At 42.0% G+C, this 21535-nt stretch carries 15 protein-coding genes and 1 other RNA gene; 9 read left to right on the top strand and 7 right to left on the bottom strand.

Going from position 1 to position 21535, the window contains the following annotated elements; genetic code table 11:
- Nucleotides 1-16: 16 nt before the first annotated feature.
- Nucleotides 17-1945, bottom strand: coding sequence for a TonB-dependent receptor (locus tag IPZ60_RS04320; protein ID WP_194196628.1), 1929 nt, complete (start codon nt 1943-1945; stop codon nt 17-19).
- A gap of 459 nt (nt 1946-2404) precedes the next feature.
- Between IPZ60_RS04320 and IPZ60_RS04315 the strand changes: the two genes are divergently transcribed.
- On the top strand, nt 2405-4333 hold the full coding sequence (locus tag IPZ60_RS04315; RefSeq protein WP_194196825.1) for a mechanosensitive ion channel family protein: 1929 nt from the start codon (nt 2405-2407) through the stop codon (nt 4331-4333).
- A gap of 101 nt (nt 4334-4434) precedes the next feature.
- On the opposite strand, the gene IPZ60_RS04310 is transcribed toward IPZ60_RS04315, so the two are convergent.
- From IPZ60_RS04310 to IPZ60_RS04290, 5 genes are all read right to left on the bottom strand, one after another.
- Nucleotides 4435-5067 (bottom strand): DNA-3-methyladenine glycosylase, encoded by a 633-nt coding sequence (locus IPZ60_RS04310; RefSeq protein WP_194196627.1) that lies wholly within the window; start codon nt 5065-5067, stop codon nt 4435-4437.
- Between the two features lie 149 nt (nt 5068-5216).
- Complete coding sequence (locus IPZ60_RS04305; protein ID WP_194196626.1) at nt 5217-5948, bottom strand: Smr/MutS family protein; 732 nt, start codon at nt 5946-5948, stop codon at nt 5217-5219.
- A gap of 115 nt (nt 5949-6063) precedes the next feature.
- Entirely contained in the window at nt 6064-6933 is an 870-nt protein-coding gene (gene trpC, locus IPZ60_RS04300; protein WP_194196625.1) for an indole-3-glycerol phosphate synthase TrpC, read from the bottom strand.
- A 177-nt stretch (nt 6934-7110) separates the two neighbouring features.
- Nucleotides 7111-8232, bottom strand: a complete 1122-nt coding sequence (gene trpD, locus IPZ60_RS04295) for an anthranilate phosphoribosyltransferase (RefSeq protein WP_194196624.1) — start codon at nt 8230-8232, stop codon at nt 7111-7113.
- Between the two features lie 85 nt (nt 8233-8317).
- Complete coding sequence (locus tag IPZ60_RS04290) at nt 8318-8941, bottom strand: aminodeoxychorismate/anthranilate synthase component II (RefSeq protein WP_194196623.1); 624 nt, start codon at nt 8939-8941, stop codon at nt 8318-8320.
- Nucleotides 8942-9713: 772 nt separating this feature from the next.
- Here IPZ60_RS04290 and glnA point away from each other — a divergent pair.
- Both glnA and IPZ60_RS04280 read left to right on the top strand, forming a co-directional pair.
- Nucleotides 9714-11123, top strand: coding sequence for a type I glutamate--ammonia ligase (glnA, locus tag IPZ60_RS04285; RefSeq protein WP_194196622.1), 1410 nt, complete (start codon nt 9714-9716; stop codon nt 11121-11123).
- Nucleotides 11124-11326: 203 nt separating this feature from the next.
- Nucleotides 11327-12034 carry a DUF4124 domain-containing protein gene (locus tag IPZ60_RS04280; RefSeq protein WP_194196621.1) on the top strand — a complete coding sequence of 236 codons (708 nt, stop codon included), beginning with the start codon at nt 11327-11329 and terminating at the stop codon, nt 12032-12034.
- A gap of 139 nt (nt 12035-12173) precedes the next feature.
- On the opposite strand, the gene IPZ60_RS04275 is transcribed toward IPZ60_RS04280, so the two are convergent.
- Nucleotides 12174-12887: an SIMPL domain-containing protein gene (locus IPZ60_RS04275; protein ID WP_194196620.1), complete on the bottom strand. Its 714-nt coding sequence runs from the start codon at nt 12885-12887 to the stop codon at nt 12174-12176.
- Between the two features lie 261 nt (nt 12888-13148).
- Between IPZ60_RS04275 and ffs the strand changes: the two genes are divergently transcribed.
- The 6 genes from ffs (at nt 13149) to IPZ60_RS04245 (ending at nt 21478) form a co-directional block, all read left to right on the top strand.
- Nucleotides 13149-13245, top strand: an RNA gene (gene ffs, locus IPZ60_RS04270) — signal recognition particle sRNA small type.
- A 283-nt stretch (nt 13246-13528) separates the two neighbouring features.
- Complete coding sequence (locus IPZ60_RS04265; protein WP_194196619.1) at nt 13529-14125, top strand: LemA family protein; 597 nt, start codon at nt 13529-13531, stop codon at nt 14123-14125.
- A 72-nt stretch (nt 14126-14197) separates the two neighbouring features.
- Nucleotides 14198-17068 (top strand): M48 family metalloprotease, encoded by a 2871-nt coding sequence (locus IPZ60_RS04260; RefSeq protein WP_194196618.1) that lies wholly within the window; start codon nt 14198-14200, stop codon nt 17066-17068.
- Nucleotides 17069-17224: 156 nt separating this feature from the next.
- Nucleotides 17225-18076, top strand: coding sequence for a hypothetical protein (locus IPZ60_RS04255; protein ID WP_194196617.1), 852 nt, complete (start codon nt 17225-17227; stop codon nt 18074-18076).
- 166 nt (nt 18077-18242) lie between these two features.
- Nucleotides 18243-19367: a 3-phosphoserine/phosphohydroxythreonine transaminase gene (gene serC / locus IPZ60_RS04250; protein ID WP_194196616.1), complete on the top strand. Its 1125-nt coding sequence runs from the start codon at nt 18243-18245 to the stop codon at nt 19365-19367.
- A gap of 278 nt (nt 19368-19645) precedes the next feature.
- A complete protein-coding gene (locus IPZ60_RS04245) occupies nt 19646-21478 on the top strand; it encodes an extracellular solute-binding protein (RefSeq protein WP_194196615.1) in 1833 nt (610 codons plus the stop codon).
- The last annotated feature ends 57 nt before the right edge of the window (nt 21479-21535 follow it).

Raw genomic sequence — 21535 nt, 5'->3', positions numbered from 1 at the left:
TCAATTTCCGACCAGTTTAGTACCAGTCATAGGTTAAAGAGCCGAAATAGCTAGTGCCCTCAGTAGCGTATTCTGTACCGAATTGATTAGATAGTGTGTAATCTTCATCAGTGATATTGTCAACGCGTAAGTTAGCACGAAGATTGGTCGTCAGATAGATAACGCCGCTTAAGTTTAGTAAAGTGTAATCATCCAACTTGGTAGTATTCGCAGCATCAGAGAATCTTTCATCAGTATATTTAGCTTCTAAACGCACATCAAAAGCAGGTTGCTGATAACCAAGATAAATCAAACTGCTATTTTGAGGGCGATATACAAGGTCGTTATTATAGTTAGCACTATTGGTGGTTTTGTCTTTAGCTTCTAGATAGTCATAACCCAAACCAAATACAAACGAACTAACGCTCCAGTCTGAAGTCAAACTTAAGCCTTTGATTTGTGCCTCGCTCGTATTGGTATTACCACCAATCAAGTCATCAACGTCAGTATGATAGCCAGTCAGACGGGAAATTTGATTGCCTTTATTGTACTCTACAAACACTTCCGTATTTTTACTGGTCTCAGGCTTTAAGTCTGGGTTGCTGTAACCAGGGTAGTATAAATCGTTGAAGGTGGGCGCGCGAAAGCCTGTCGCATAGCTTGCACCGATACGCACGCCATCTAATGGACGTATAGCGGCACCTATGTTATATGTGTTCTCATTGCCATATTGTGAATTGTCATCGACACGATAATTGGCTTGTAGATCATAACTATCTTCTGATAATTGATAGCCAACGAAACCACTTTTAACAGTTCTATCTTCAGGATCATAAGCAGTTTGAGCGGCAGGGGCAGGATAACCTGAAAAATCTAAAACATCAGATGCATCTAATTTCTGTGATAACCATTCTGCGCCAATGATAACGGTGCCAGGTTGTGCATTAATACTTGTTTCTGAACGTGCCTGCTGTTGAATGGTATCAAATTGATTGCCATCTTGATAATTTATAGAGTTAGCATCATGAGTAGTGGATTTATCGACACTTTGACCATAGCTAAATTTAGTGACAGCTAATGGTGTTTGATGCTGAATAAAAACGTTGGCGCTGCCATTTTTTTGATCTGAATAAGCATTTGGAAAAACATTGCCTGCAGAATCAATATCTGTTGTAGAGTCAGAATATAACGCACTGATTCCAGCACTTAGAGAGTCTGAGATCTTATGTTGTAATGCTAGACTGGCATTGGTAGATTTAAAACCATCATCATCAGAATTGTAATCATAAGAACTAGGACTAGCAATGGCGTTAAAACCGTCTGTTTCGTTGCGGCTGACACCTAAACTCAATGAAGAAGTCTCATTTTTAAGCTGACCTGTTATACCTACTTGATAATGATTATTGCTACCATAACCAACGGTCGTTGAAACGTTAGATTGTTTTACGTTATTGCCTTTAGTAAATATTTGAATGACACCGCCCATTGCATCAGAACCGTAAATACTAGAACCTGATGCGCCATATAGAATTTCTATACGGTCGATTTGATCGGCAGATAATAGATTTAGCGCAGGCGCGCCTGTAGAAATAGAGCTGTAGCGAATACCGTCAATGATTACAAGCACCTGCTTACTATCATAGCCACGCATATAAAAGTTACTGACTGTTCCTGTGCCGCCACTTTGAGCAATATTCATACCAGATTGATTTTTTAGTACATCAATCACTGTTTGACCCTGATAACGCTGCAATTCTTCGCTATCAATAACTCGTGTCTGAGCAATGATGTTACTGGTCTTAGTCTGTGTACGAGTAGCTGTCACCACAATTTCATCGAGCTCAACTTCTGGTAGTTCGTTGTTGCTTACGTCAGTCGCTGCTGTTGCATTTAGAGAAAATACGCCAAGTGCGCTCAAAATGCATAAGCGAAGATAGGCAGTCGAAGATGAACGTGGTAAAAACATAGTCAATTCCAGAGTAATCATATTAAGGAGTACAGAAATAAAAAATAACCATTTTGACGCTAATATGGTTAAAAATTACAAAAAGCAATAAGTTAGCAAAACTATGCTCATTATCTATAAAAATCACTACTTTATAAACTACTTTAACCTAATGTTTCTTCACGCTAACATGAATAACTTTCATGGTTAGTTGCTAATGATTCATTTTACAGTTTTTTCGGCTTTTAAATACGCTGATGTTTATGAAAGATTTGAGCTAAATTGATGAGAAGTGGTGTGGGTAGTCATTGACATAGATAGCTACAAAAATGCGTAATCAAAAGTACTGCTGTTATAAATAATTGTTATCATAGTCAGGATTTCATTGTTCTCTGTTGTACTATCCATAAAGCTAAGAGGTTTGTTTTGTCTACTAAGTATCGCCTGATTCCCCGCACCGAGTTATCTTCACTATACTCAATGATTAAAATACCATTACTTGCTATGGTGTTTTTACTTGCGCTGCTACTGAGTTTATTATGGCCAACTCATACCTTTGCGGCAGAAGCCAGTTCATTGGGTATTAGTGAGAGTAGCAGTGAAGAGTCAGCAAGATCACCGCGACCGGACTCATTCGGGCGAGATACACCAAGGAATACAGTGCAAGGGTTTATCAGCGCCCTGGGTGAAAATGACTACCTGCTGGCGAGTAACTATCTAAATTTATCGAAGTCTGACAACCCAACGACCATCGTACGGCAGTTCAAGCAAGCATTGGATGCAGGTGGCCGTTTTCAGCCGGATTTGCAGCTGAGCAATACGCCTGAAGGTAACCTCACTGATCAGCTACCACCAGATCAAGAAAACGTGGGTGCGATTAATATTGGTGAAAAAAGTGTGTCATTGATACTCGAAAAAGTGACGTCTGAGAGAGATGAAAAGTATTGGCAGTTTTCAAGCGATACGCTCAGCTCGATACCAGAAGTAATAGAGAACACTGAACCGACTTTGGTATCTCGCTATACCATTGATTCATTGGATGGCAAAAAGCTCTTCGGTTATCAGTTAGCTGATTTGGTCGCGGCACTTACCATGATCGTCAGTAGCTTTATATTGACTTATATCATGGTTTGGCTGTTGTATCATCTATTGAGAATCACTTATCCGCGTGTACGCGGTGTGACATTGCCATTACCGGATAAGGTGATACTGCCGCTTTCCGTGGTGATTATGGCACTGATACTGTCTGAGGTGATGGTATACGCTGGCGTATCAGTGACCCTGCGTGAGCCAGTCAATCGTTTCACGGAAATAGCTTCGTGGGTTGCGATAACATGGTTACTACTGCGAGTCATCGATGCCATATTCACTCGTGCGGTAAATTTGAGCTATAAGAAAAACTATACTGAGCGAGTCTCAATCTTAGGGCTGCTGCGCAAAGTGGTAAAAGCGCTGCTACTTATATTTGCTGTGATTGTCATCTTTGGTAATTTAGGTTTTGACTTGACCACAGGTATTGCTGCATTGGGTGTGGGTGGTTTGGCATTGGCACTGGGTGCACAAAAGACCATTGAAAACCTTGTCGGTAGTGTCGTCGTCGTGGCAGATTCGCCAGTACGAATCGGCGACTATTGTAAATTTGGCACTTATGAAGGCACGGTGATAGATATTGGTATTCGCTCATCGCGTGTGCGGACATTGACGCGTACGATCGTGACGGTACCGAACGGTGACTTTTCATCGATGCAGATCGAAAACTTTACTTCTCGGGATATGTTTCGTTTTTTCCATCATTTATATCTTAAGCGTACCGCTGATCTTGATGTGATTTTCAAAATGGTAAACGACTTGGATGAATTCATAAAAGAGCATGATTTAACCAACCCAGAGTGGAATCAGGTCAATATCTTAGAGCTGCGTCAAGATTGCTATGTCATTCAGTTGCAGGCTTATGTCAATGCTACTGGAATCATTGAATTCTATGACAAGCAAAATACGTTATTTATCGATGTATTAAAGAAAGTCGCGAAATATAAAGTAGAACATGCATTACCGACTCAGCAGCTTATTGTCAATCAAGCCGAGCTAGAAGATCACATTGATAATGAGGATCAAAACCATAATCAAGAAAATAACCCCATTGAATCGGTAAAAGATGTATCAATTAGCAAGGATACTGATGCTGGCAATGACAGTTCTGATGACCATACTGCTGTGGATTTAAATAAAGATAAAGGCAATGACAGTACTAATAGCGATGAAGCCCTCAATGAAAAAAAGAAGGCAATATTGAAAAGCAAGAAAGGCCACATGCTCAAAGGACTCATACATAAAAGCCATGTATTAAAGAAAAGCAAGTTTAAGCATGTCAAAAAAAGACCTAGCTTTTCTATATGGAACCAATTTTAGAGTAATGATTAAAGAGACCTTTGTCATGGTTTTAAATACAGAGGTCGCTAGCAATATAAGACTCAAACGATTGCCTTACTCACTTTTTTAATACTAGGTCTTTATAAAGGCACTGCAGTTTTATTACGTAATGCACCATAATATGACCATAGCAACAGGCTGGCAGCGCTACGGTGCGGTGACCAGTCTTGGGTCAGGTTCTTTAATTGTTTCGGTGTAGGTCGCTCTGCCAAACCTAGCAACTCCATAGCCGCCACTTTGATGGCTAAGTCATCGACAGCGAATACGTCTGCGCGTTTTAAAGAAAACAATAAGTACATCTCAGCTGTCCAGCGACCAATACCAATGACGGCGGTTAGTGTATTTATGACATCTTCGTCTAACATAGTTTCTAATGCACTAAAGTCTATATCGTGCTCGACCAATGAGCGGATATAACGAGTTTTTTGTTTAGACAGTCCTTGTGCTCGCAAAGTCTCATCCGTTGCCTCAATGATTGCATTCGGTGTCGTCAATCCTGCATCAACCAACCGTTGCCAAATGCTGGCTGCGGCAGCGACAGATAACTGCTGACCAACCATTGCTCTCATCAGCTGCTCAAACCCACCTGTATTGTGTCTAAGGCTTGGCGTGCCAACTTGCTTATGGACAGGCGAAAACCTTGGTTCGATAGCAATCAAAGCAGTGATATGCTCATTTAGTGCTTCAACACTTTCAATTGTTTGTATGCTCATGATAGATTCACTCTAATAAAAATTGTGCATGACAGTCGTATAGCTATGTGCTTACAGCTTGCTACTATAGAAATAGACGATTTATTTATATAAAAAAGGACTGCAAATGGCAGTCCTTTTTATTTCTAATACTGAGCTATCAATACAGACTATTCACCATCCGCTTTAGGCTTTTTAAGCAGTACCAATACCGCACCATTACCACCATCTTTAGGCGGAGCAGAGCAAAATGCTAGCACTTCTGGTAATTGACGTAACCAACCATTTACACACGTCTTTAAAATGGCCTCAGAGCCTTTACCATGGACTATTTTTACCATCGTCTCATTTTTCTGTTTTGCTTGACTTAGTAATTGTGTCATGGCGTCACGAGCTTCTTCTATCGTGCAACCATGAATATCTACAGCATCATACCAACGTAGCTTGCCTTTCTTAAGTTGATCAAAGATTTTGTTTTGCAAGGTTGGCTGTTTGTACGATAAAAACGCTTCAGCAGCGACAGGGTTGAGCAGTGCTTGCATATCTGACAAGCCTGCACCCAAGTCACTGGCTTCACTACCTTGAGCAGCCGCACGTTTAGACAGTGTGGTCGCATCAGGTTTTCCTGCTTTGCTAGCATTGGCAGGTGAGCGGACATTCTTATCTTCAAGCTGATTGACACCATGCATGGCTTGCATAAACAGCACTTTATCATCATCAACATGTTCGCTGTTCATTTGCTTAACAGTCTTATTTACTTGTTTTTGCGTGGGTAATGACACAGGTTCAGTTGGCTTCTGATCCTCACCTTCAGGTGACGTGGTATCACGACCTTTACTTAGTTGGCCTTTTAGCTCTTTAAGTTGGTCTTGCATTTCTTTTGAAAATAGAGAATTTGACATAAAAGTTAATGTATCGTTGGTTGATGAATGAATGACTTAATAGTCTATATCGTCGCTGGTTTTATACTAATATAAGCTCACAAGTCGTATCGTAGTTTAAGCTAATTTAGTTACTTTACTCGTCTGTTGCGACGCCCGCAAGTAAGGATTGTAACGCTTGTCCAGGATGATCGGTTTTCATAAACTGCTCACCGATCAAAAAGTGCTGAATATCATGACTTAACATCAAACGAATGTCATCACTGCTATGAATGCCACTCTCGGTAACGACGAGCGGTTTAAGGGTTGTATTGTCTACTGCTAAGGCTTCAATCAAAATATTTTTTAGATCCAGTGTGGTTTGCAGATCGACGTCAAAGGTATTTAAGTCGCGATTATTAATACCATAAATATTGTGCTCTGAGCGTGGCAATGTTAGGGCGCGCTCAAGCTCATATTTAGTATGTATCTCTATCAACACATCCATACCTAGTTCGATACTCAGTGCATGCAGCTCGTGTACTTGCGTATCATCAAGGCAAGCCATGATGAGCAGTATACAGTCTGCACCCATCAGATAAGATTGATAGATTTGGTATACATCTACCATAAAATCTTTGCGCAGTATCGGTAGGCTTGTGGCATTAGCCGCTTGAAGAAGATAGCTATCATCACCTTGAAAATAATCACGATCAGTCAATACTGATAAACAGCTGGCACCAGCTTGCTCATATTGCTGGGCAAATAACGCTGGTGCAAAGTTATGATTGATAATGCCTTTGGACGGCGATGCTTTTTTAATTTCAGCAATGATACCGACACTGTTTTTGTTCGTACTGGCCGCTCGTAAAGCGGCAGCAAAGCCTCGGCGTGGTTTATTATCAGCTGTGACTTGCGCTTTTAAATCCTCAAGAGAAAGACTCTCACGTGCGGCTTTCACCTCTTCTATTTTGGTTGCGACAATGCGCTGCAATACTGAAGGTATGTCTGAAGGAGTTGTGGTCATACTAGTATCCAAATAATATTAAATGTAAATATAGTCAAAGAACGACTAAACGGCTACGGTGTTACCCTTCCTAGATGTACGACTTGTACAATCTGCAGTCGGCTCCTTGTATCCGTTTTAGGCTTCTTTAACTATAGACAGTGGTGGCAAAGTTTGCATCATATGAGTGCTTATAAGTTAACCCTGAGCCACTAATTGCTGTGTGTAGTTGGCCAGAGACTCAAGCTTGAGCAACGCATCACCATTTTGGATGGCTTTTTGCGCTCGGCTCACACCATTGGCGTAGTTGCTGGCAAGTCCTGCTGTATATATTGCCGCACCTGCATTAAGCGCAATCATATCACGCGCTTTGAGTACAGAACGGTCATGAGTATCGGCTCCAGATAGTGCAGCACGAATCAGTTCCAGACTTTGCGCTGGAGAGTCGACATCGAGACCGATCAGTGTCTGCGATTCAATGCCAGCATCTTCTGGCATCATCTCATAAACAGATATCTCGCCATCTTTTAATTCAGCGACAGTAGTTGAAGTAGCAAGGCTAATTTCATCCAAGCCGTCTTTTGCACCCACGACCATCACATGACGGGCGCCCAAGTTCTTCATGACTTTGGCGATAGGCTCACAAAGTTGGGCAGTGAAAACACCAATGACCAGATTGGGTGTGCCAGCAGGATTGGTTAATGGCCCTAAGATATTGAAAATTGTACGCGCTTTGAGTTCGCGGCGCACGGGTATGGCATAGCGCATGGCACTGTGGTGATTTGGTGCGAACAGAAAGCCGATACCTTGGTTTTCGATACAGTCTTTTGCTTGTTCAGGATTCAGCGCCAAACTAATACCTGCTTGTTCGAGTAAGTCTGAGCTACCCGATTTGCTAGACACGCCGCGGTTGCCGTGTTTGGCAACTTGTGCGCCAGCCGCTGCTGCCACAAGAGCAGAAGCGGTAGACACGTTGAATAAATTAGCGCCATCGCCACCAGTACCGACGATGTCTACTAGGTGATCACAGTTCTTTGGTTCGATATTAGAAGCCAATGCTCGCATGGCGCTAGCGGAGGCAGTAATCTCATCGATTGATTCGCCTTTCATACGTAAGCCAGTCAAAATAGCGCCCATCATGGCGTCGCTACATCTGCCTTGCATGATGATCAGCATGACTTGGTACATTTCATCGAAGGTCAAATCAATGTGTTGAAAAATTCTTTCTAACGATGCCGTCAACAATTTATGAATATCTGCATCAGACATTTTAGCAATATTATCTGGCGTGTGATTGCCCTCTATTTTTGTTGTACTCATTATATTCTCGCTTAATATTTTTATATGTTTATTTTGATTAAATTGGGTTCTATTTTAATGCAGGTCGCTTATATTTAGTCGCTAATCAACCAACTTGTGGTAACTCGTTCGAGGCCAACACTGCCAAATTGTGTGTTTGCAAAAAGTTATTGAGCAGCTGATAACCTGCCTCGCTCAAAATAGATTCAGGATGGAATTGCACCCCTTCAATGGCAAAAGTTTTGTGGCGGATACCCATAATTTCTTCAATACTATCATCAGCGTACTGTGTCCATGCGGTCAGCTCGAGACAATCGGGTAGGCTGCGTTTGTCAATGACGAGCGAGTGGTAGCGAGTGACTTGTGATGGATTGGGCAATCCATCAAACACACCTTGACCGTTATGGTAGACGGCCGATAGCCGGCCGTGCATGACTTCACCTGCTTTGACCACTTGACCACCGAATGCTTGTCCAATGGCCTGATGACCCAAACAAATACCCAATATCGGTATAACACCCTTGAATGTTTCGATCACTGCTAAAGAAATACCAGCTCGATCAGGATCGCACGGCCCAGGACCGATGACAATCACATCTGGTGCAAGGGTTTGAATCTGTTCAATGGTAGCCTGATCATTACGCCAGACGGTGATGTCCTGCTGTAACTCACCGAAGTACTGCACGATATTGTACGTAAAGCTGTCGTAATTATCGATCATCAAAATCATTGGGTTTTCAACTTATGGATGTGATTGTATTTTTAGACTTATATTTATTTATAGTGCTTCATTACTCAAGTGCTTTTTGATTCAGATGCCTCTTGAATCATACGTTTGTGAGGCGCGGTTATCTTACCATTATTTTGTGATCTATCAAATGTAGGGTACATACTATCTAAGTAAGTCATGCGTAAAATTATTTTACCTCACAATACTTTTGACGAAATACTTGCGAGGAGACTTTGGTTATTGGCTTGTTTGATATTTTTAAGTGTTAGACACGCACCAAAATAGAACATAATTCAATTTGGTGCATTTTTTCGGAACCAAAATAGTGCAAAAATATGGTGTCTCATGTCTATAAACGAGATATAAGAGACGTATTATTCGTTGACAGGCCATACTTAATATAGAATAAAGTGTGTCATAGGTAATTGTAATAGTTGCTAATTAAGTTGATGGGTATTGTCTCAGGTATGATTATTTTTATAAGTTGGCATAGCGTTTGCATCACTACTTTCATGATTATTTATGGCTGAAAATCGATTCAAAAATAATTATTAATAAGTGCTGGAAGAATTTACTATTGTGAGTTATATATTGTTAGAATGAGCAAAAGCATTACAACCATGTCTTGACTAAAGACATTGACAGTGCTGATAATAAGCATAATATTGAAGGCGCTATTTAGTATTAAGAGCACAGCTGATATTTTTGAACCAGTAAATTGCACCAGTCACTTTAAATCGCAATAACGTGATCAACACAACGGAGATTATTTATGTCGAACAAATTATTAGACCTTATCAAATCAACAAATGCTAAATGGGTTGACTTTCGTTTTACCGATACCCGTGGTAAAGAACAACATATCAGCTTTCCTTCACATACCATTGACGAAGAAGTAATGGAAGACGGCAAGATGTTTGATGGTTCATCTATTGCTGGTTGGAAAGGTATTGAAGCCTCAGATATGATCTTGCGCCCAGATCCAGAAACCGCTTTTGTTGACCCGTTCTTTGATTCAGTTACCGTTGTCGTTACTTGTGACATTATCGAGCCATCAACGCTACAAGGCTATGATCGTGACCCACGCTCTATCGCACGTCGCGCTGAAGAGTACTTAAAGTCTACTGGTATTGGTGATACTGCTTATTTTGGTCCTGAGCCTGAGTTCTTTATCTTTGATGATGTGAAGTGGTCAATTGATATGTCTGGTGTTAGCCATAAAATCACTGCTGAAGAAGCAGCATGGTCAACAGGCGAGACGTATGAATGGGGCAACATGGCGCATCGTCCACGTGTCAAAGGTGGCTATTTCCCAGTACCGCCTATCGATAGCTCACAAGATATGCGTTCAGTGATGTGTGAACGTATCGAAGACATCGTTGGTGTAGGTAGCGTTGAAGTACATCACCACGAAGTAGCGTCTTGCCAGTCTGAAATTGGCGTAGCGTTCAACACGATGGTACGTAAGGCAGATGAAGTTCAACAGCTAAAGTATGTTGTTCATAACGTTGCGCATCAGTTTGGTAAAACGGCTACCTTTATGCCTAAGCCAATCGTTGGTGACAATGGTTCAGGTATGCACGTGCATATGTCTATCTCTAAAGATGGCGTAAACACGTTCTCTGGTGATGAATACGCTGGTTTGTCTGAAACAGCTCTGTTCTTCGTTGGTGGTATCATCAAGCATGCTCGTGCTTTAAACGCGATTACCAACCCATCGACCAACAGCTATAAGCGCCTAGTACCACATTATGAAGCGCCTATTAAACTTGCTTATTCAGCATCTAACCGTTCAGCGTCTATCCGTATTCCACACGTGAGCAGCCCTAAAGCGGTACGTGTAGAAGCACGTTTCCCTGATCCAACAGCGAACCCTTACTTAGCATTTGCTGCATTGTTGATGGCTGGCCTTGACGGTATCCAAAACAAAATGCATCCAGGTGAAGCTGCAGACAAAAACTTGTATGACTTGCCACCAGAAGAAGAAGCACAAATCCCAACGGTTGCAGAGAGCTTAGACGTAGCACTACAAGCACTGCGTGACGATCATGACTTCTTATTAAAAGGCGATGTGTTCACTGAAGACATGCTAGAAGCGTTTATCGCTTTGAAAGAAGAAGAAGTACAACGTCTGAATGTGACTGTACATCCAGTTGAGTTCGATATGTACTACAGCTGCTAATTAGTCGCTAAAGCATTCATTTATTTTGAATCAAAAAAACCAGCTAAGTTATTCTTAGCTGGTTTTTTTTATGCGCGAAATAATTGGTTAGATGCCATAACTAACTTTCCTTGAAATCATTGCTGATTTAACACCAAAAATATCGCATAATGGTTGTCATAATACTATATTAATAGTGAACACTATAACTGGGTTAACTGATTATGATCTCATTATCAAAACTGATTTTTTCAAAAGGCAATATAGGGCTGTTGACGGCTATGATTGTGAGTGCCGCCAGTCTCTGTGCGCCTTTAGCAAATGCCTCTGCTATTTATAAAGTCGTTGATGAAAAGACGGGTCAAGTCACCTTCACCGATCGTCCACAGAATTATGAGCAGCAAGCAGACAAGCAAGTCACTCAGACCAGTGTGATGACTAGAAATGATACGCTTAACTCAAGTAACAATAGCAATACGAGTGGTCAGTCTAGCAGTACTGCGCAAGCTGCCAGCACAGAGACGCCTGATGAGGATAAGAACAGTTCAACCGTCAATTATCAGCTTACGATCACTGAACCAAGCGCAGAGCGTGCTTATCGTCGCCCTGCCCAAAATATCGCTGTAAATGTACAAGTAAAGCCATCTTTACAAGCAGGCGATAACGTGAGTATTTACTTGGATGGTAATGAGGTGGCGCAAGGTCTCAGTGCTTCCATTCCAACGGTAGATATTTTACCAGGTGCGCATAGTATCACGGCAGTTTTGACCAATAAGAAAGGAGGCACGCTCCAGCAGGTTGCGCGTACCATTTATGTGATTCAAAACAATACAACCTTGCAAGATAATAAAAGAAAGGCAGAGCAGCTGTTGGCTTATCAGAACCTATCGTTGTACCAAAAACTATTATTAAAGTTACGTCAAAGTGATTAGAGCTTGTCTTATTGATGAATGATGAATAATGACAGCATAAATAACAGCTTAAGAAAAAAGGCGAGCACCATAATGGTACTTGCCTTTTTAGTATGAATAGTTCGATTTATGAACGAACCAACTGCGGGTATAAATTGATTTATTTAGTCAGCTCAATCGTACCATTTGCGGTCACAGAGATCGTACTGTTGCCAGACTCAAAGCTTTGGCTTGGTACTGACTCAAGTGAGTCTGATTTCATGCTCATGGCGCTATACATTGGACGCGGGTAGTTGCTACCTGTATTTAGGTTGACGTTCACCACACGATAGCCGCGAGCACTCCATGCGCTAGTTAGGTTTTTAGCTTGTTGTTGAAACGCGCGCGAGGCATCTGTCATTAGTTTCTGTTCTAGCGCATCTTTTTTGGTGTCTGACACACCAAAGCTGAGATTTTCCATGACGAGCGTTTCTTGTAGATCAGCGATGAGCTGACTGGTCGCGGCAAAATCAGTACTCTTCAAATCTATATTGGCTTGTCCTGTCCAGCCTATGATTTTGTTGTTTTTATCATAACGTGGGTAAGTGCGCTGCTGTCCTGTGCTGACAGTGACGCTAGGATAGCGTTTGGCGATTTTCATGGCATTGTTGATAGAGGTGTTGAGCGTAGTGGCCAATGCTTTTGAGTCAGTTGCCTGTGCTTTTTTGTATAAGCTGGATCGTACTTCATCATTTTGCACTTCTTCTTTTATTTCTGTTTGAAAAGTAAGTTGGTCGTAGCCAGTTGGTTCTGCATGCGCGCTACCCATCATAGCGGTTAATAGAAGTGCAGAGCCAGTCGTTAGGGCTGCTTTGTTTAGTAGAGTGGTTTTCATTACTATCTCCTCAGTAAGTTATATCAATGATAAAGAGAGAAGCCATCATCAAACGCTGTCTCTCTCTATTAAAAGCGGTGCATTTTATTTGTTAGTTGCTATCCATCATGCTCAGCTTTATAGGCTAACATAGCAAAATTCAGACGCGATGCTGTGATAATTTTGTCACCTAAGTTACTGATTTTTTTGCCTTACAAAAACAGTTTTACAATAGGGGTTGTAAAATTAAAAAATTCTTGTATAATTTGCAACTGGTGGCTCCATTGGTAGCCTCGCAACATTGTTCTATGAATCCCGCCAGGACCGGAAGGTAGCAACGGTAATAGTCACAATGTGTGCCGAGGATGTGCTTTTGGAGTCGCTTTTTTTTGCCTAAAATTTGATAATTGGTTTTATAATCAGTCATAAACACTCGTATTATGTGTTAAGCCCTTCATTGTAAAGGGCTTTTTTTTGCGTGAATTTTATTCGCTTTCTAGTTCGATTTCTAAACTTCATTGATTAATATGAGTTAAAATACAATGTATTAACTTTTTAGTAACATTAGAGTGTGTTGAGTATTTACCGATAGTTGCTGTCAGTGCCATGGTGGAGTATGCAACAGGCCTTAATATCAATACGAAACGTTTTAGGATTTGATTATGAAGATGTTTGTCTGGCTGTTTATTGCCTTTGTGGTGTTGGTAGTTGTATTTGGGGTATCCATATTTAATAAATTGGTACGCGCCCGTAACCAAGCAAAAAATGGTTTTGCTCAGATCGATGTGCAATTGAAGCGCCGTCATGATTTGATTCCAAATCTTGTTGAGACGGCCAAGCGTTATTTGACGCATGAAGAAGAAACGCTTACTCGTGTCATCAGCGCGCGTAATCATGCCCAAAGCTTGCAAGACTCTAGTAAACATCAGCCAGACTCACTGGAACATATGGCCTTATTTGCCAAAGCAGAGAGTATGCTGTCCAAAGCATTGGGACAGTTCTCAGCTGTCGTGGAAGCATATCCTGAGCTAAAAGCAGACAGTATCATTAAAGAGCTGATGGATGAGCTGACCAATACAGAGAATCGAATTGGTTTTGCACGTCAGCACTATAACGATAGTGTGATGTTTTATAATAATGATCGCGAAGTATTCCCCAACAATCTGGTTAGCACTACTTTTGGCTTTCGCCCATTAAGTCAGTTGGTGTTTGAAGATAGAAAAGCGATTGCTCAAGCCCCCGTTGTCAATATGGGCTGATATTCACATGCGTTCGGCTATGTTTAGATAATATAAAATTTAGACCATATAAAGTTTAGGTAAGACAAGTAGATGGATTTTTTTGGTGAACAGCGCACACGTACTCAGCGCAGTCTATTGCTCTATGGGCTGTTTTTTCTCATTGTATTTGCGCATATGGCAGTGGCACTCGGTGTCATGGCCCTGTTGCTCACGTTATTTACGGGTGGCATTTATTATTGGGCATTAGTACTGGTCATTATCTGGACATTAGGTAGCTTCGCTGGTGGTAGTTTTTTAGAGTATCGTCGTCTAAAAGCGGGCGGTCGTGCTATTGCTCAGCGCGTAGGTGCTGTTAGATTGTTTATTGATCATAGCCAAGACGCTTGGGAACACAGTGAGGGCATTGCTCATCAGCATGAGCCTATACAAAAGGTTCGCTATAGTGCACGTCATATCGCAGTGCGTGATGAGCGTGATTTTCCACCAGTCTACCGCCGCTATCATGAAATTGCGCAACAGTTGGCCATTGCTTCAGGCTTAAGTATGCCTATCTTATATGTGCTGCCTGATGAGCAGGGCATCAATGGTTTTGTGGCTGGTCGGCATAGTCAGGATATGGTGCTGGTCGTGACGCAAGGTGCGCTGGATAAGTTGTCTGATGAGGCTTTGTACGGGCTCATTGGTCATGAATATGGTCACATCCTCCATGGCGATGCCACCTTCAATCTGCAGCTGATGGTAGTTTTGGCAGGCTTGCAGATACTATATGACTGGAGCGATCCTATCGGTAATAGCAATTATTTTGATAATGCCGTCAATCAAAACCTTGATCTATCACAGAAGTCCATCGATAATCATGCTCGCAGTACTGAAGCGAAAACCGCAAGTTTTACCACCCATAGTGAGTGGGTGGCGTACTGGCAGAGTCAGTCGCAAAATCAGCAGTCAACCGCAAAAAGTCAGTCGAAATGGCTACAAAATAAACCAGTAGTAGATATCAAAGCGCCTCGTAGCGTTTGGACATTGTTGTTACATGGGTTGAGCTTTTCGAGCATGGCCAGTGCTCAACTTATCAAACATAGCTTCAATCGTGAGCGTGAACTGCTTGCCGACGCGACCAGTGTGCAGCTGACGCGCTCTCCTGCGATTATGGAGACACTAAAAGCCATTCATCAAGATTCACTTGGTTCACGCTTGACAGGTATCACTGATATCAATGGACTCAGTCATTTTTTCTTTGCCAGTAGTGGCACAGACCTGGGAGATGTTTCTTGGTTTGCGACTCATCCCAGTTTGTCTGAGCGTATGGGTGCTATTAATGCCAACGCTTACCATAAGTTTGCCGTACAAGTTGCTAAAGAAAAACGCATCAACCAGCAAAAAATAAAAGAAATATATGAGCAGCGTCGACTCGGGGACGTGGAGAAAGTAAAAACAAATAGCCTAAGTATAGATAAAAAAGAAAATACTAACAAACAATCACTCCACGCAGAACCACTCTCTACTCAAGCATTGAATAGTGAATTAGAGAAAGAAGAAGAAAAAGGGCTAGATTTCGTTGTAACAGAAGATGTTGTCATTGATGGGCGATTGCAAGTGCAGTCGCAAGATATGGATATCCATGAACGGTTAAAACCTTGGCAGGCCAAACCTGATAGCGATTTGCCATCGGCAGCGCTGATTAGCATTGATGATATTGAAAAAGTCTCGCTACCACAGTATGTGCTCAATCACAGTCACCACCCGTTAGGTGCGCAGGCCTTGGTTGAAGCGGTGATGTTATGCCATCAAGGTCAAGCCCTAGCAACGACGAGCACTTATGATTTGGCTGACATTTGGTACGAAGTTACTACCAATAAAACCGATGATCATCGCCAAGCGCAAATTCTACCGCATGCCATCGACCATAAATTGATAGAAATCGTGGCGAGTATCGATCGACGATTGGACAGTGCGCTAATCACAACTGCCATAAAAAATCTGAGTCAGCATAATTTATCCGAAAGCGTGATTGCAGAGCTACGTCTGAAGCATGAGAGCAGCCACAGTAATGAAAGCTATCAATATTATAGTCAGCAGAAAAAATGTCGTATGATGCTCATGCGCTATCAACAAGGTATCACTGAACTTTTTAACGGCCAGCTAACTGCTGATCTGAGTATAGACTTAGCAGATAAGATGGCGGTGACGGACAAAGATTTTCTTACGGACAGTATTCAGTCAGAATCAGCTGACGCCAAAAGTGCTACATCTTGGACGCCTTCTATTTTGTCACTATGGCAAGCGCTACATTTACAACAGCTGCTACCGATACTATCTACGGTGCTAAGTGATGAGCCGTCACATGTACGAAAATATGAGTCATGGCAGTACACATTGAGAGCTGGCACAGAAAGTATATATGCTCAGCTTGATCCTTCAGGTCAAGTGTTTGCTCGACTGAACGATGTTAAGAGAACGATGCTGATTTTACTGGCATATCGTTTATCAAAAGATGTCAAAGGTCAAATGACATCAGCGCTAGATAGTTCAATGCTTAACTATAACGATGCTAGTGTGGCCCACTATATCGTGGATTTACGCCGCCATGCACGCTTGATTGATATTGATTTAGCAGCCATTAGCAATGCCAATCTACAGTGGTTGCTGTTGACGGCTCAAAACCTCAATAGTATTCAGCTATTGGCCTTGATAGAGACTGTGCCTGTGTTCATAGCATCTACCGTTGAGTCGTCTGTAATAGACGCTCAAAACACTGATAATTATCGAGAGAGACAACAGGATAGCAGCCAAATAGATTATAATGATACGACTGGTGAGAGTTACACCTACAATAATTATCAGCAATGGCTGAGTACATTGCATACAGTGATGTTACACGATACGATAGTCAGCCAAGATGAGTATGATTGCTTAATGCTGTTAGCAGAGCGCTGGCTAGGCGTTCGAAAGCTCTTTTGAATGATGCGACTGAGTGATGCTACTGAGCGAAGTGTTTAGGCATTGTTTGACACGCATTGGGCTGGCTAGAAGTAGCATGATTTAAGTTGTTATTTGACATTTTTTAATACAGATATTCTGTAAACCCATCTTAGATGAGTAGGATAGTAAAGACGTATGAGTGATATCCAAGACCCGCTAATTGTATTGCAACATCGTATGCAGCAGCGCCAAATTTTAGCGATGATGGGTATCAATCAATGGATACAGCCAAGCTCCACCACCATCAATATGGCAGATATCTCTGCGCCTACTATTCCTGATTCTACAATTGATACGCCTACTCAGGCTGTGTCGTCTGTTACTAACATTGAACAACCAAGTATAGAGCAGCAAAGTAATAATGCTGTGAGCATCGAGATGTCAAATATAGCGTTTGCTGATTCTGTATCAGCGGCTATCGATGATGACGCCACTCGTAATTATTACCATGATGCTAGTGATGTAGAGTTAGAATCACCTAACGAACAAAGCCCTGTCACTTATAGTTTTGATACCACTACTCCTGATGTGGCAGTTAGGCCTCTCGTAGATAACATAGCTCAGCAAACCACTGCCGCTATCAAGCAGAGCCCTATTGCTCATATAAACAACGATGAGAGCTTTAAAAAAATAGCACCATTCGATTTGCAAGGCGGTCGCTATGGTGATTGGGTGGTTTTGATTGATATCCAAGCACTCAATAATGACAGTCAAAAGCTATGGCAGAATATCACCCAAGCGTTATCCATCACTTGTGAGACCACCTCTTTTCCTATTTGTGAAGGAATGGATACCGCTGAGCTTGCCAATGCCAGTCTCGCGGGATATGTCTTCAAAATTGGTCGCAGTGAAGAAATACAAGTGGTAGCATTGACTGAATTGCCTGAAGGGCTTGAGCATCCGACGCTTACGGCTGTGCCTAGGTTAGATGAAATGCTCGCTGATAGCAGCTTCAAGCGCCAGCTTTGGGATAAATTATCTGGTTAAGCTAGCTGATCATTGGTGTGGTCATAAATTATTTGTATAAACTATCGGCATAAACAACAGACATTAGCAAATAAAAACAACGAAAGTCACTTTTGAAGTGATTTTAATCGATAACTTTTACGCTCCAACAAACAACGATGATTTCATCATATTTAGGATAATGACTATGACCACCGCATCAACTATCAATACCGTCGCTCCTAACCGTGTGCCTAACTTTTCAGCGGGGCCTGCTACGATACCAACTGCTGTATTATCACGCGCTCAAGACGAGTTGCTTGATTGGCAGGGAAGCGGTATGTCGGTCATGGAAGTAAGTCACCGTAGTAAAGAGTACATTGCTATTACGGAAAAAGCTGAAGCGAAATTGCGTTCGTTGATGGACATTCCAGATAATTATAAAGTGCTATTTTTACAAGGTGGTGCCAGCTTACAGTTTTCAGCGATTCCATTAAACCTATTAAATGGTGGGCGCGCAGATTATCTAACGACAGGTGCTTGGTCAGGCAAGGCCATCAAAGAAGCTGATCGCTATGCCAAACTGGGTCTGGGCGAGACTAACGTGGTCGCAACGGGCAAAGAAAGTAACTTTACCGATGTGCCTGACCAAAGTGAGTGGCAGTTAAGTGAAAATGCAGCATATTTCCATTATTGTGCTAATGAAACCATTCATGGCTTGCAAATATTTGAGCCGCCAATCGTTGATGCGCCGATTATCGTTGATATGTCTTCTTGCATTTTGTCACAGCCAATTGACGTCTCTAAGTTTGGGATGATTTATGCAGGTGCACAAAAGAACATTGGTCCAGCAGGACTGATTATTGTGATTATTCGTGAGGATCTATTAGGGCAGGCGAGTGAGTGGTGTCCGCTGCTAATGAACTACGAGCATCAGGCCGAAAAAGAGTCTATGTCAAACACGCCAGCGACGTATTCTTGGTACTTGGCAGGACTGGTCTTTGATTGGTTAGAAGAGCAAGGCGGGGTGGCTGCTATCGGCAAGATTAATCAGCAAAAAGCAGACTTACTCTATAAAACGATTGATGACAGCGATTTTTATAACAACCCAGTAGCTATTAAACATCGTTCTATCATGAATGTGCCGTTTACCTTGGCAGACAGCAGTCTTGATAAAGTATTTTTAGAAGAGTCAGCCGCTGCAGGCTTGATGAACTTAAAAGGTCATCGTGATGTAGGCGGTATGCGTGCCAGCATCTACAATGCCGTATCACTAGACTGGGTACAGCAACTGGTTGATTTTATGAGTGCCTTTGAAAAAAAGCACGCTTAAATCAGCACCAGTTTTAGAAAAAAGACGCAACTTTATGAGCTGCGTCTTTTTTTGTCTAAAACCAACGTCTCTGTTTGCTAGGCTGGTGTATGGATAGGTGGCTTGTTTGTAATACCACGCACTTTGCATTGCAAACCATTAGGTTAAAAAACTGAAGTTTGTTATGATAAATTTTGTGCAACTTATCATGCTTAGCGAGTTTTCAATTAGCATGCAGTCACTAGTTAAATTCTAAATATATTCATCGGTTTGGCAAAAGGGCTTGTTATAACTTTATTATGATAAAAAACACCATGCTAAAAGCCATAATGCTAATTGTCGCAGTGAGCTGGGCACCTGTCAGTATCGCAGCGCCCATCACCACGACTGCGCTTGGTCATAATAGTCCTACCAACTATATTGACGCACCATTTATGCCTTATGCCAATCCAAATGCACCGACAGGCGGCACGCTCTCGCTCGATGCGCGCGGCACTTTTAATGCTGCCAATAAATGGATGACCACTGGTGTGGCAATGGCTGGTACCGACTATCTGTATGATACCTTGATGACTGGCTCATTAAATGAAGCCTTTACGATGTATCCGCAGCTGGCAAGCAAGGTGACGTATGACCCTGATGACACCAGTTGGATTGTTTATCATATCAATCCTGCTGCACGCTTTTGGGATGGGTCACCAGTCACTAGCGATGATGTCAAAGCCACTTATGATGCGATTTTGAACAAAGGGCCGATGTATATTCGCAGCTATTTGGGTGATATTAAAGAAATTCAAGTTCTGGATGAGCAACGAGTGAAGTTTGTCTTTGCTTCTGATGAGAATAAAGAAATCTTGTTAACTGTTGGACAGTTTCCTATCTTTGCCAAATCCTCTATCGATGCTGATTTTGAGAAGATTAGTCTAACGCCATTGATGGGCAGTGGTCCTTATAAGCTCGGACGTGTAGATGCAGGACGAGCAGTCAGCTATATACGCGATGTCAATTATTGGGGACGTGATTTGATGGTCAATCGTGGTCGTTATAACTTTGATATGATTAAGTTTGTGTATTATCAAAGTGATGAGATTGCGTTTGAAGGGTTTAAATCTGGTCAATATCGCTTCCGCCCTGAGAATAAAGCGTCCAATTGGGCAACGGGTTATAATTTCCCCGCAGTAAAAGCGAAGCTAATTAACAAAGAGACGATAAGCAGTCAAAATCCAGTACCGATGCAAGGTCTGGTAATGAATATGCGTCAGCCAGTTTTTCAAGATATTCGGGTTCGTCAGGCATTAACCGCAGCTTATGATTTTGAATGGATGAATAAAACCTTATTTCATGGGCAATATGAGCGCTTACAGAGCTTCTTTCATGGCTCGGAGCTTGCTGCAACGGCTACGCCTTCGACTGCTGAGATGCAAGTGCTTACTCCTTTACTATCCAAGCTTGAACCCATACAACGTCAGGCTGTATTGGCAGAATGGCAGTTGCCTACTACCGATGGTAGCGGTTTTAATCGTCAAGGGCTATTAGAGGCACGTCAGCTATTGTTAGATGCAGGTTTCTATTATGAGGATATGAAGCTGTATCAGCCTGATGGGCAGATCGCTCAAATTGAGATTTTGATGACGGGTGAGACTATGGGACGAGTGCTGTTGCCCTATATTCGTAATTTAAAGCGTTTAGGGTTTGACACGACTTTGCGCCAAGTGGATGGTCCACAATATTATGAGCGTATGCGCAATTTTGATTATGATATGGTGGTGGATATATTTGCGCAGAGTTTATCACCTGGCGCTGAACAGGCGAGCTTTTGGGGTAGCGCGGCAGCTGACCAAGCGGGCAATAGAAATACAGCGGGTATTAAAAACGTGGCAATCGACGATGTCATAGACAAGTTGGGCCGCGCTAAGAACCGTGAAGAGATTGTGCTATATACACAAGTGCTGGACCGCTTATTACGTGCTGGTCATTATTTAGTGCCACTATATGGAAAGTCGGGTACCAATGTCGCCTACTGGAATCAATACCGCCATACTGAAAAACTGCCTACCAATGCCGTTGGTATCGACTACTGGTGGACGGATAAAGCAGCAGAAGCTCGTATTAATACCTATTTAAAAAAGTAGCTGTTTAAAATGGTAAAAGCTAACAATTTTGAATGTTAAAGCGTTTCACAAAAACGT

It is taken from the genome of Psychrobacter sp. NG25, from assembly GCF_015234355.1.
GTDB lineage: Bacteria > Pseudomonadota > Gammaproteobacteria > Pseudomonadales > Moraxellaceae > Psychrobacter.
The sequence above is the reverse complement of the archived record's forward strand: the minus strand, read 5'-3'. Positions and strand labels throughout refer to the sequence as shown.

Bases quoted from the DNA above. Each gene is read 5' to 3' on its own strand.
- IPZ60_RS04320 (WP_194196628.1), bottom strand. From the start codon at position 1,945: ATGTTTTTACCACGTTCATCTTCGACTGCCTATCTTCGCTTATGCATT.
- IPZ60_RS04315 (WP_194196825.1), top strand. From the start codon at position 2,405: ATGATTAAAATACCATTACTTGCTATGGTGTTTTTACTTGCGCTGCTA.
- IPZ60_RS04310 (WP_194196627.1), bottom strand. From the start codon at position 5,067: ATGAGCATACAAACAATTGAAAGTGTTGAAGCACTAAATGAGCATATC.
- IPZ60_RS04305 (WP_194196626.1), bottom strand. From the start codon at position 5,948: ATGTCAAATTCTCTATTTTCAAAAGAAATGCAAGACCAACTTAAAGAG.
- trpC (WP_194196625.1), bottom strand. From the start codon at position 6,933: ATGACCACAACTCCTTCAGACATACCTTCAGTATTGCAGCGCATTGTC.
- trpD (WP_194196624.1), bottom strand. From the start codon at position 8,232: ATGAGTACAACAAAAATAGAGGGCAATCACACGCCAGATAATATTGCT.
- IPZ60_RS04290 (WP_194196623.1), bottom strand. From the start codon at position 8,941: ATGATTTTGATGATCGATAATTACGACAGCTTTACGTACAATATCGTG.
- glnA (WP_194196622.1), top strand. From the start codon at position 9,714: ATGTCGAACAAATTATTAGACCTTATCAAATCAACAAATGCTAAATGG.
- IPZ60_RS04280 (WP_194196621.1), top strand. From the start codon at position 11,327: ATGATCTCATTATCAAAACTGATTTTTTCAAAAGGCAATATAGGGCTG.
- IPZ60_RS04275 (WP_194196620.1), bottom strand. From the start codon at position 12,887: ATGAAAACCACTCTACTAAACAAAGCAGCCCTAACGACTGGCTCTGCA.
- IPZ60_RS04265 (WP_194196619.1), top strand. From the start codon at position 13,529: ATGAAGATGTTTGTCTGGCTGTTTATTGCCTTTGTGGTGTTGGTAGTT.
- IPZ60_RS04260 (WP_194196618.1), top strand. From the start codon at position 14,198: ATGGATTTTTTTGGTGAACAGCGCACACGTACTCAGCGCAGTCTATTG.
- IPZ60_RS04255 (WP_194196617.1), top strand. From the start codon at position 17,225: ATGAGTGATATCCAAGACCCGCTAATTGTATTGCAACATCGTATGCAG.
- serC (WP_194196616.1), top strand. From the start codon at position 18,243: ATGACCACCGCATCAACTATCAATACCGTCGCTCCTAACCGTGTGCCT.
- IPZ60_RS04245 (WP_194196615.1), top strand. From the start codon at position 19,646: ATGATAAAAAACACCATGCTAAAAGCCATAATGCTAATTGTCGCAGTG.